Below are 9,693 nucleotides of genomic sequence, written 5' to 3' on the forward strand. Positions count from 1 at the left end.
CCTGGGCTACACACGTGCTACAATGGATGGTACAACGCGCAGCCAACTCGCGAGAGTGAGCGAATCGCCAAAAGCCATCCCCAGTTCAGATCGGAGTCTGCAACTCGACTCCGTGAAGTTGGAATCGCTAGTAATCGCGGGTCAGCATACCGCGGTGAATACGTTCCCGGGCCTTGTACACACCGCCCGTCACACCACGGGAGTATATTGCAGCTCAAACCGCCGGGAGCTTTACGGCAGGCGTCTAGGCTGTGGTACATGACTGGGGTGAAGTCGTAACAAGGTAACTGTACCGGAAGGTGCGGTTGGATCACCTCCTTTACACGGTTCCGCACTGCGTTCATCATGATTCGTGAGAATCTTTATCTCATCTGCCCCAGCGCCCCCAACGAAAGTTGGGGGCGCTTCTTTGCCTGTCTTCTGACTGACCAACACCAGATAGACTTAAGATATGACCGCTGACTTTCAAGCTGCCTTTGTTCAGGCCCAACAGGACGTCCAAAATTTGCCCAAAAAACCCGGCAACGACGTGATGCTCAAACTGTACGCCCTGTACAAACAGGGCACCACAGGTGACGCCGGGACAGAGCGTCCAGGTGGCTTTGATTTCGTGGGCGCGGCCAAATATGATGCCTGGGACGCCGTGCGCGGCAAGTCGTCAGAGGAAGCGCAGCAGGCATACGTGGAGCTGGTCAGGTCGCTTCAGGTGGGCGGGCTGAAGTAAGCTGGGCGGGTGGCGGACCTCCCCGTTCCTGAACCCAGTCCTGATACGGCTGGCCTGTCCCCTGTGCTGGCCCCGGCCAAGGCGCGGATGCGCGAGCTGGCCGCCGACTATGCTCAGGCGCTGCCTGGTCTGGATACCCACAGTCTGATGTCGGGACTGGACGGCGTGACCCTGACGTTCATGGCGATGGGGGACCGCGACGGCGCGTATGACCCCGAACACCGCGTCATTCTGATCAACAGCCGCGTGCGCCCGGAACGGCAGCGCTTCACGCTGGCCCACGAGATCGGCCACGCGCTGCTGCTGGGCGACGACGACCTGCTGAGCGACCTGCACGACAACTTTGAGGGAGACCGGCTGGAGGAGGTGATTGAAACGTTGTGCAATGTGGCGGCGGCAGCGATCCTGATGCCCGAGAATCTGATTACCGAATTGCTGGCCCGCTTCGGCCCCAGCGGACGCGCGCTGGCCGAGCTGAGCCGCCGCGCCGACGTGAGTGCCACCAGCGCCCTGTACACCCTGGCCGAGCGCACCGAGGCTCCGGTGATCTACGCGGTGTGCGCCGTCTCACGCCTGGAGGCCGATCCGGCAGACGACGCCGACGACGCGCGGCCCACCGGCAAGGCACTGACCGTCCGCGCCAGCAGCGCCGCGCCCGGCGTCAAATACAGCCTGCGTCCTGGCACCCCCATCCCCGAAGATCATCCGGTGGCAGTGGCGCTGGATACCCGCATCCCCATCACCCAGGACAGCTACATTCCCTTTCGCTCCGGGCGCAAGATGCCCGCCTACGTGGATGTTTTTCCGGAGCGACACCGCGCGCTGGTCAGTTTCGCCTTGCCCGTCAAGCCCAGTACAGTTCAAGACCGCAGGGAAGAGGTCTGAACTCTCGGCACGGCCTGACCTTTGGGTTCCGGATGCCGGGCGGCGAGCGCGGTGCGGATGGCTGGCGGGTAGAATGGCGCGGCACGGCGGTCATGGGCGTCCTGAATGTCACGCCGGACAGTTTCAGCGATGGGGGGCAGCACTTTGGGCTGGGGGCGGCCCTGGCCTGTGCCCGCCAGATGCACGGCGCGGGCGTGCTGATCCTGGACATCGGCGGCGAGAGTACCCGGCCCGGCGCGGAACCTGTGCCAGCCGACACCGAACTGGACCGCGTTCTCCCTGTGATCCGGGAATTGAAGGAAGACGGGGTGCTGCTCAGCGTGGACACCCTCAAGCCGGAGGTGGCGCAGGCGGCGCTGCGGGCCGGGGCGCATCTGGTCAACGACGTGGGCGGTGGGCGTGATCCCGAGATGCTGCGGGTGTGTTCCGATGCCGGCGCGCCGCTGTGCATCATGCACATGCAGGGCGAGCCGCGCACCATGCAGAACAGTCCGCACTACGGCGACGTGGTGGCCGAGGTCTTCGCGTTCCTGCGCGGGCAGGCGGCGGCGGCGCGGGCGGCGGGCGTGCCGGATGTGCTGCTTGATCCCGGCATCGGCTTCGGCAAGACGCGGGAACACAATCTGGCGTTGCTGCGGGCGCTGCCGCAACTCACGACCGGGCCGGACGGCGTGCTGGTGGGGGCCAGTCGCAAACGCCTGATCGATTATCTGGCCGACGTGCCGCAGGCCGGGGACCGCGATCCCGGCACGCTGGCCCTGCACCTGCATGCGGCCCGCAGCGGCGCGGCAGTGGTGCGGGCGCACGCGGCGGCGGCCCATGTTCAGGCGTTGCGCGTTCAGGCGGCGCTAGACTTGCCGGGATGAGGACTGTGCCGGGAACACGAGCATGAGCCGGGTGGTGCTGGAGGGGCTGGAATTTTACGCCCGCCACGGCGTCTACGACACCGAGGGGGTGCTGGGCGCGCGCTTTGCGGTGGACGCCGAACTGCATTACGACTTTGCCGGGCTGCCCGACGAACTGAGCGCCGCCGTCAATTACGCCGCCGTGTACGCCGCGATTCAGGAAGAGGTCACGGGCCAGCGCCATCAACTGATCGAGGTGCTGACGGACCGGATCGCCCGGCGCATCCTGCGCGATCAGCCGAAGCTGGCGCGCGTCACCGTGCGTGTCCACAAGCCCTTCGCCCCGCTGCCCGGCGTGTTCCGCGACGTGTACGCCGAGCTGACGCTGGAGCAGCCTGCGCCTTGAACCATCCGCATGACGACGCCTACATCGCCCTGGGTGCGAATCTGGGCCAGCCACTCGCCACCCTGCGCTGGGCCGCAGCGGAAGTCGCGCGGTTAGGTGAAGTACGCGCGGTCTCAAAGCTTTACCGCACTGCCCCCGTCGGCGGTCCGCTGAATCAGCCGGATTACCTGAATGCGGCGCTGTGCCTGCGGACCAGCCTCTCGCCGCTGGAACTGCTGAGCGCCTTGCACGGCACCGAGGCCCGGGCCGGGCGCGAACGCCGGGAACGCTGGGAGGCGCGGGTGCTGGACCTGGATCTGATCCTGTACGGCAGTCGGGTGGAGGCCGGGCCGGGGTTGACTCTGCCACATCCGCGCGCCTGGGAGCGGGCCTTCGTTCTCGCACCGCTGGCGGATCTGAATGCAGGGCTGATCCATCCACAGACTGGGGAAACGGTGGCACAGGCGCTGGCGCGGGCGGACGCGTCGGGGCTGCGGGTGGAAGAGGCCGACTGGTTCCCGCCTGCCTGAATCTGGCCGTCGCCTACCGTCTGCCCGCCGCCCCGGCGCTATGCTACGGGGCGATATGAGCGAACTGACCTCCAATAAACGTCATGGCGGCCTGGGCCGCGCGCTGCTGTGGGTGGCCATTGTGCTGACTGTGGCGCTGCTGGGCTTTGTGACCGCCGTGGCTGTGCGCAGTAACCCGATCTACAGTGACCGCGAGGCCAATGGCGTCAGCAAATACAAATTTATCGAGCAGTGCCGCGAACTGCTGGAAGACACCGAGAAGCTGACCGTGAACGCGCAGGGGCAGGCCGTCCCCTTGCAGACTCTGGTGGAACAGAGCGCTCCGCTGGCCAAGGGCGACGAGCTGCACGCCGAGCTGGAGGCCGAACCCGCCCAGATCATCCGCGCCACCGAGACCATCGAGGGCGGCGGCTGGACCCTGACCGCGCCCGCCACCATCTCTGTCCGTAACGGTTCTAGGACCCGCGCGCTGGGCCAACTGCCCATGCAGTGCGTGCACCCCAAGGGCAAGGAAACGCAGGCGCAGTTGGGTTTGCCGGGGCAGTAAGGCCGGAACGGTAAAGACAGGGACCCCTCCCCGAACCCTCTCCCCAGCGGAGGGGGCTTTTTTTGCGTTAAAGACCCTGGTACCTGCCTCCGGTCACATCACCACGTCCAGCCCGCTCAGGCACTCCTCGGCAATCGCGCGGGCCAGGGGATCGCGGGTGCTGCGGGCGTAACTGACGCCCAGATGCAGGTGGGTCTGGCCGCCGGGACTGCCCACCAGGGCCAGGGTCTGGTAAAAGGCCAGGTGGGTGTGCGCCAGCAGCACGTCGCGGGTGCGTTCGGGCGGCAGGGTCCGCAGCAGGCTCAGGGCGTCGGCGTAGGCTTCCAGCGCGCGGGACTGATCGCCCTCGACGGCCCACTCGCGCCCCAGTTGCAGGGACCGGGCCGCCGTGAGATACGCGCTTCGCATGGCGCAGAGTCTAGCGTGAGCGCGGCCCCGAAACCCGTGCAGCGCCGGGATGCGCTATCCCTGGGGGGCCGATGACCCCTGACCCACCTCCCACCGCCTCGCTGACCCTGCCCCTTCGTCTGCCGTACTCGGAACTGTCGAAACTGGCGGCAGCTTGGGCGGTGGAGCAGACTTTCACGCTGCCGCTGCCGACTGCGCCCACCCTGCGCGTCACCAGCATTCAGCTCAGCGCTGCCGGGCCGCGCCTGAACGCTGCCGTCTCGGTCCAGAGTAGCGGGCTGCTGGGCCTGAAGGCCACCTTCGATCTGTCCGGCAAACCTGTGCTGGACCAGGCCGGGCAGGTGCTGACGCTGGACGACGTGGCTCTAAATACCCGCAAGGAGAGTCTGAGCGGACGGTTGCTGGGCCTGCTGGCCGACGCCCGCGTGACGGCGTACCTGACACGGCTGGCGCGTATGGACCTCGGCCCCCGGCTGGCGCAGGTGCGTGCCGAGGCGCAGGCCCGCCTGCCGTTCTCGCCGCTGGACGGCATAGAGATAATGGGCACGGTCACGCAACTGGCAGTGACGGGTCTGGAGATGACCCCCGACGCGTTGCTGCTGACCGCCGTGGCGGGTGGAGACCTGCACGTTACCCTGAAGGCCGGTGGACTGCTGAATCCTGGGGGCCTGCGCTAGCCTGGACCCATGCCTGATTTCCCCCTCTCGGTCCATCCCAACTGGGCCACGCTGACCGAAGACGACACCCAGCCCTGGGACACGCTGGAAAGTCGCAAGCTGGTGGACGGGTACCGGGTGGTCCTGGAAGACCGTGTGCGGGTCAGGGCGGGTGTGGAAACGCTGTACCAGTACCGCCCGCGCGGCCCGCGCGCCGTGTTCGTGCTTCCTGTGACGGCGGCGGGCGAGGCCGTGCTGATCCGCCAGTACCGTTACCCGCTACGCGCCAGCATCATGGAAGTCGTCGCGGGCGGCGTGGAACGCGGCGAGGAGTTGCTGCCCGCCGCCGCCCGCGAGTTGCTCGAGGAGGTGGGCGGCGTGTCCCACGAATGGGTGCCGCTGCCTGGCTTCTATCCGCAGCCCAGCATCAGCGGCGTGGTCTTTTACGCCACGCTGGCCCTGAACGTGACCCTGGGAGCCACCCACCATGAGGACACCGAGACCATCGAACGCGTGGTGGTGCCGCTACCCGAGGCGTACCGCATGCTGGAGGCCGGGGAGATTCAGGACGGCCCCAGCGGCCTGACACTGTTCCACGCGCGGCGGCATCTGGTGGAGCGGGGACTGCTGTAGGGTTCCGCCGTGTCTAACCTGCCTGCCCCTGACCTCCCGGCCCCCTTCACCACCCTGGCCGGGGAACACCGCCACAGCGCCGTGGTGGAGAACAGCGAATTTCTGGCCTTCGCCGCGCGGGCCGACACGCCGCCGGAAGCCCTGGCATATCTGGAGACCGTCAGGGAACGCTACCCCGACGCCACGCACCACTGCTGGGCGTACCAAATCGGGACCGAGTACCGCTTCAACGACGACGGAGAGCCGAGCGGTACGGCGGGCGCACCACTGTTGCGGGCCATCGGCGGGCAGGAACTGGATCACGTTATGGCCGTGGTGGTCCGCTATCACGGCGGCGTCAAGCTGGGCACCGGTGGCCTGGTGCGCGCCTACGGTGGGACAGCGGCCCAGTGCCTGCGAACTGCGCCCCGGCTGGAGGTCCGCCCGCGTCAGCGTCTGCGCGTGCGCGTGCCGTTCCCGCACCTGAGCGCTCTGTACCACCTGCTGGACACCTTCGATACGGCGCGCGGCGAGGAGGAGTACACCGCGTCGGGCGTGGAGATGACGCTGTGCCTCTTTCCGGAAGATGTGGAGGCGTTCACGGCAGCTCTGGCGGACGCGACGCGGGGGGAGGCGGGAGCAGAGAGCGGCTGAAAGTCTGCTTACCCGCGCCCAGCCACACGGCGCAGGCGACTGGTCACCGCAGGTACGGCACGCTGGGCCAGGGTCTTGAGTTCGTTGGGCGGCCCCAGGAAAATGGCGGCTGACAGCGCAATTGCGCCCACCACCAGTTCGGCCAGGAACAGCAGCGGCAGGGGCGTTCCCAGGCTGCGCAGCGGGATGACCACAATGTAAAATGCAACGGCGGTCCCCAGGCCACACAGCAGGCCCACCCCGTAGGACTGGAGAATTTCGCGCCCACTGCCCACGATGGAGCGGGCCAGCAGTTCGAGGGCGAAATTTCGCAGCACCGTGCCGCCGAGCAAAACGGTTGCGATGGCCGTGATGCTGCCGCCCAGGCTGTACGCCGTCCAGAAGGCCAGCGCCAGGCCCACGGTGTACACGGCCTGAATCCTCAGCTTGACACTGAGGTTGGCGGTGGCCTCGGCCAGCACCCCTGCCAGGTTGCTGGAGGCCATGAACGGCACGGCCAGGGCGAAGATCTTGACCAGGATCACGGCCCCCACGAACTGTGAACCCAGCAGCACGCCCACCACTTCAGGGGCCGCCACGAAGATGCCGCCCGCGACACAGGAAATGACGATCAGCAGGGCCAGCAGGGCCGAATGGTGCGCCCGGCGCAGCCGCTCCGGTTCGCTCTGGACCGCACTGAACGAGGGAGCCAGCACCCGCGTCAGGCTGGTCGCGAAACTCATGGCCGGGGTGCCGATGGCTTTGTATCCCCGGCTGTACAGGCCCAGTTGTGCGGTGGGATACAGCCGGGCCAGCATGATGCTGTCCAGGTTAGTGCTGACGAACTCCAGAAAGTTAATGACGGTGACGCGGGTGGCGAAGGCATACAGGTGCCGGTAGGAGTCGGGGCGGAAGGTCAGACGCAGGCTGTGGCGGGTGTAGGCGTACAGGATGACCATCTGGATCAGGGCCTGGGCAATCTGGCTGATCGCCAGGCTGAACGCCCCGAAGCCCAGGGCTGCGGCCCCCAGCCCGAACAGACCGTGACCGATGACCAGGGACACCAGTTCGCCGATCATCAGGGGGCGGAACTTCAACTGGCGGCGCAGCAGGCTCTGCGAGATAATGATCATGGCGTTGAGCAGATAGGCGACGGCGTAGCCCCGGAAGACCATCACCAGATCGGGCATGTTGAAGTACTGTCCGGCCAGCGGGGCCAGCAGCCACGCCGCCACCGTCGCCAGCAGTCCCAGCCCAATCGAGGATGTGAACCCCGCCTGCACGTCCTCACCGCTCAGTTCCGGCTTCTGGACCAGGGCCTGGCCCACCCCCAGATCGGCGATGAACTGGCCGAAGCGTTGCAGCACAAAGGCAATCGCCACCACGCCGAACTCGGCAGGCGTCAGCAGGCGTGACAGGATGGCCGTGAAGACCAGACCCAGGACCGTGGCAATGCCCATCGTCAGGTAGCTCCACTTCACGGCATTGACGGTCCGGCTCTTGAGATCGCTACTGGTCACAGGGGAACTCCGGGTCTGCCGCGTTGCTGGGCGGTCCAGGTCTGATGGTTCATCAGGAGGCGTGGGCTACGGGAGGAACAGCTCACGGGGTTTTCTCTGGGCCAGAGACGGGAGGACCAGAAACGGGCCAGGACGGCTGACCCGCCCAGCGGGCCTCTTCGAGCACCTGAGCATACAGGTCCGAATACATCTGGGCCTGCCGATTGAAGGTGTACTGGGCCGTCACCTTGGCAAGCGCGGCCCCGGCCAGCGCACGGGGCTGGGGATGATCCAGCAGAAAGGCGATGCCGGCGGCCAGATCGGCCACGTCGCCGTGCCGGGCCAGGTAGCCGTTGACGCGGTGGTCCACGATGTCGGCTGGACCGCTGCTGTCAAAGCAGACCACCGGGGTGCCGCAGGCCAGTGATTCCATGGCCACCTTGCCAAACGCCTCTTCCAGCGAGGGCATCACCGTCAGGTCCGCACCCGCATACAGGGTGGCCAGGGCGTGGTCATCGTCCACCGAACCCAGAAAGTGGGTCTTCAGGGCCATCGGCGGCGGGGTCTGGCCGTGCAGCGGCCCGAAGACCACCAGTTCCAGCCCGTGGGCGTCGGGTCGCCGGGCCAGCACCTCGGCGGCGCGGCGCAGTTCTGTGAAGCCCTTTCGGGTGTCGCTCAGCGGACTCATGGCCCCGAACAGGATCAGCCGCTGGCCCGCCGCCAGGCCCAGGTCGGCCAGCGGGCCGGGGGCCGCGCGGGCCGCTTCCCGCCCCAGGGGCCTGAACACCGCTGTATCCAGGGCGTTGGGAATCACTACCGTGCGGCGTCCGGCGAACAGCGAGCTGCGCCGCGCCTCGTCGGCCAGCCAGTGGCTCAGGGCCACCAGCGTCAGGGGACGGCGGTTCCAGGCCCGTGACTTGCGGCGGTGCAACCTGCGCGAATAGTCGCCGGGCCGGGTGGACCCCAGCGCCGGGCAGTGGCCGCACTCGCCCTCAAAGCGAGTGCAGTCCTGGGCGTAATGGCAGCCGCCGGTCATGGGCCACTGGTCCCGCAGGGTCCACACCAGCGGCGCGCGGATGCCCGCCAGGCTCTCGGGACTCAGGAAGCCGTCGTTGACCCAGTGCAGGTTGACCACGTCGGGCCGCAGGGCATTAACCTGACGCTGAACCGGCAGATTCAGGGCGGCGGGCGAGAAGTACTGCGCCGGGTGCAGTCGCCCGCGCACCACGCGCTCGGCGCGCCGCGCCAGCGCCGAGGCCAGCGCCGGGTGGTACTGCGTTACCTTTGGGTCGTCGCTGACCTTGCGCTGCACCAGCATGCCCGAATCCAGGTGCGCGTCCAGCGCGCGGTGCAACCAGAACGCGCCTCTGGCCGCGCCGCCGCCGCCGTCACTGGTACTCAGGTGCAGGACCTTCATCGGGCGGAGGGCGCAGCGAGGCGGGCAGGCTGGGCGGGGCAGCAGGGGGGGAGGGCCGTCATCTGCGGGGCAGCATAGGCGCGCGCGCGTTACCCGAAAGTAAACTCCGGGGACACAGCCCCCAATCATACTGATTGCAGTCAGGCGGCCATGTCAGAGGCTGTTTGAAGCCTAATTCTTGGGGCATGCCGTGTGCATCGCCCGGCGTCAAGCGCACAACCTATTCAGCAAAATACAGCTCCCAGCCGCATCAATAAAGCCCTCGGAGATCGGCATACACTCCTCGTAGTCCACCTTCAGCCGTCTGAAGTTCAAGAGCCAGGCAAAGGTCCGTTCCACCACCCAGCGTTTGTGCACCACCTTGAACCCCTTCCCACCTCGCCGTGCCATCTCCACGGCCAATCGGAACTGCTCTTCGGTCGGTGTGTTGGTGGGCAACTGTGCGATGCCACCGACGAGCTTGATGCCTTCATCGGGGCGACGAACCACTTCAACCTCAATCCCAGTGGTGGTTTTTGCCCAGGCTTCAAAAGGTCCACCCCCGTATCCCCC

At 67.1% G+C, this 9,693-nt stretch carries 13 protein-coding genes and 1 rRNA gene; 10 read left to right on the forward strand and 4 right to left on the reverse strand.

The annotated features are described in order from the left end of the window. The 7 genes from Q322_RS0118455 to Q322_RS0118485 all read left to right on the forward strand — a co-directional run. Window positions 1–321: ribosomal RNA gene (locus tag Q322_RS0118455) — 16S ribosomal RNA — on the forward strand; the annotation flags it as partial. 130 nt (window positions 322–451) lie between these two features. Next, the gene (locus Q322_RS0118460; protein ID WP_029479344.1) at window positions 452–724 is read left to right on the forward strand and encodes an acyl-CoA-binding protein; all 273 of its coding nucleotides are present in this window, start codon (window positions 452–454) and stop codon (window positions 722–724) included. An 87-nt stretch (window positions 725–811) separates the two neighbouring features. Further along, window positions 812–1,609: an ImmA/IrrE family metallo-endopeptidase gene (locus Q322_RS0118465; protein WP_034419261.1), complete on the forward strand. Its 798-nt coding sequence runs from the start codon at window positions 812–814 to the stop codon at window positions 1,607–1,609. Window positions 1,610–1,641: 32 nt separating this feature from the next. Next, window positions 1,642–2,475, forward strand: a complete 834-nt coding sequence (gene folP, locus Q322_RS0118470; protein ID WP_051668752.1) for a dihydropteroate synthase — start codon at window positions 1,642–1,644, stop codon at window positions 2,473–2,475. Between the two features lie 22 nt (window positions 2,476–2,497). After that, entirely contained in the window at window positions 2,498–2,860 is a 363-nt protein-coding gene (gene folB / locus Q322_RS0118475; protein ID WP_029479347.1) for a dihydroneopterin aldolase, read from the forward strand. Further along, complete coding sequence (folK, locus tag Q322_RS0118480) at window positions 2,857–3,369, forward strand: 2-amino-4-hydroxy-6-hydroxymethyldihydropteridine diphosphokinase (protein WP_029479348.1); 513 nt, start codon at window positions 2,857–2,859, stop codon at window positions 3,367–3,369. The genes folB and folK overlap by 4 nt, the downstream gene beginning before the upstream one ends. A gap of 55 nt (window positions 3,370–3,424) precedes the next feature. Further along, a complete protein-coding gene (locus tag Q322_RS0118485) occupies window positions 3,425–3,916 on the forward strand; it encodes a hypothetical protein (protein ID WP_034419259.1) in 492 nt (163 codons plus the stop codon). A gap of 93 nt (window positions 3,917–4,009) precedes the next feature. Here Q322_RS0118485 and Q322_RS0118490 read toward each other — a convergent pair whose 3' ends face one another. Continuing rightward, the gene (locus tag Q322_RS0118490; RefSeq protein WP_029479350.1) at window positions 4,010–4,324 is read right to left on the reverse strand and encodes a hypothetical protein; all 315 of its coding nucleotides are present in this window, start codon (window positions 4,322–4,324) and stop codon (window positions 4,010–4,012) included. Between the two features lie 56 nt (window positions 4,325–4,380). On the opposite strand from Q322_RS0118490, the gene Q322_RS0118495 reads away from it, so the two are divergent. The 3 genes from Q322_RS0118495 to Q322_RS0118505 are packed head-to-tail and all read left to right on the forward strand — an operon-like array spanning window position 4,381 to window position 6,246. Beyond that, entirely contained in the window at window positions 4,381–5,001 is a 621-nt protein-coding gene (locus tag Q322_RS0118495) for a DUF4403 family protein (protein ID WP_281173663.1), read from the forward strand. A 9-nt stretch (window positions 5,002–5,010) separates the two neighbouring features. After that, window positions 5,011–5,613 carry an NUDIX domain-containing protein gene (locus tag Q322_RS0118500; RefSeq protein WP_029479352.1) on the forward strand — a complete coding sequence of 201 codons (603 nt, stop codon included), beginning with the start codon at window positions 5,011–5,013 and terminating at the stop codon, window positions 5,611–5,613. Between the two features lie 18 nt (window positions 5,614–5,631). After that, entirely contained in the window at window positions 5,632–6,246 is a 615-nt protein-coding gene (locus Q322_RS0118505; protein ID WP_029479353.1) for an IMPACT family protein, read from the forward strand. Window positions 6,247–6,254: 8 nt separating this feature from the next. On the opposite strand, the gene Q322_RS0118510 is transcribed toward Q322_RS0118505, so the two are convergent. The 3 genes from Q322_RS0118510 to Q322_RS25020 form a co-directional block, all read right to left on the reverse strand. Beyond that, window positions 6,255–7,745 carry a lipopolysaccharide biosynthesis protein gene (locus Q322_RS0118510; RefSeq protein WP_029479354.1) on the reverse strand — a complete coding sequence of 497 codons (1,491 nt, stop codon included), beginning with the start codon at window positions 7,743–7,745 and terminating at the stop codon, window positions 6,255–6,257. A gap of 82 nt (window positions 7,746–7,827) precedes the next feature. After that, entirely contained in the window at window positions 7,828–9,141 is a 1,314-nt protein-coding gene (locus Q322_RS0118515) for a glycosyltransferase (protein WP_051668754.1), read from the reverse strand. 207 nt (window positions 9,142–9,348) lie between these two features. Beyond that, a partial coding sequence (locus Q322_RS25020) for a transposase (protein WP_156953155.1) occupies window positions 9,349–9,693 on the reverse strand: 345 nt, incomplete at its 5' end.

Source organism: Deinococcus frigens DSM 12807, assembly GCF_000701425.1.
Taxonomy (GTDB): domain Bacteria; phylum Deinococcota; class Deinococci; order Deinococcales; family Deinococcaceae; genus Deinococcus; species Deinococcus frigens.

Coding starts and splice junctions, on each gene's coding strand:
- Q322_RS0118515 (WP_051668754.1), bottom strand. CDS start 9,141: ATGAAGGTCCTGCACCTGAGTACCAGTGACGGCGGCGGCGGCGCGGCC.
- Q322_RS0118485 (WP_034419259.1), top strand. CDS start 3,425: ATGAGCGAACTGACCTCCAATAAACGTCATGGCGGCCTGGGCCGCGCG.
- Q322_RS0118490 (WP_029479350.1), bottom strand. CDS start 4,324: ATGCGAAGCGCGTATCTCACGGCGGCCCGGTCCCTGCAACTGGGGCGC.
- Q322_RS0118500 (WP_029479352.1), top strand. CDS start 5,011: ATGCCTGATTTCCCCCTCTCGGTCCATCCCAACTGGGCCACGCTGACC.
- folP (WP_051668752.1), top strand. CDS start 1,642: ATGCCGGGCGGCGAGCGCGGTGCGGATGGCTGGCGGGTAGAATGGCGC.
- folB (WP_029479347.1), top strand. CDS start 2,498: ATGAGCCGGGTGGTGCTGGAGGGGCTGGAATTTTACGCCCGCCACGGC.
- Q322_RS0118465 (WP_034419261.1), top strand. CDS start 812: ATGCGCGAGCTGGCCGCCGACTATGCTCAGGCGCTGCCTGGTCTGGAT.
- Q322_RS0118460 (WP_029479344.1), top strand. CDS start 452: ATGACCGCTGACTTTCAAGCTGCCTTTGTTCAGGCCCAACAGGACGTC.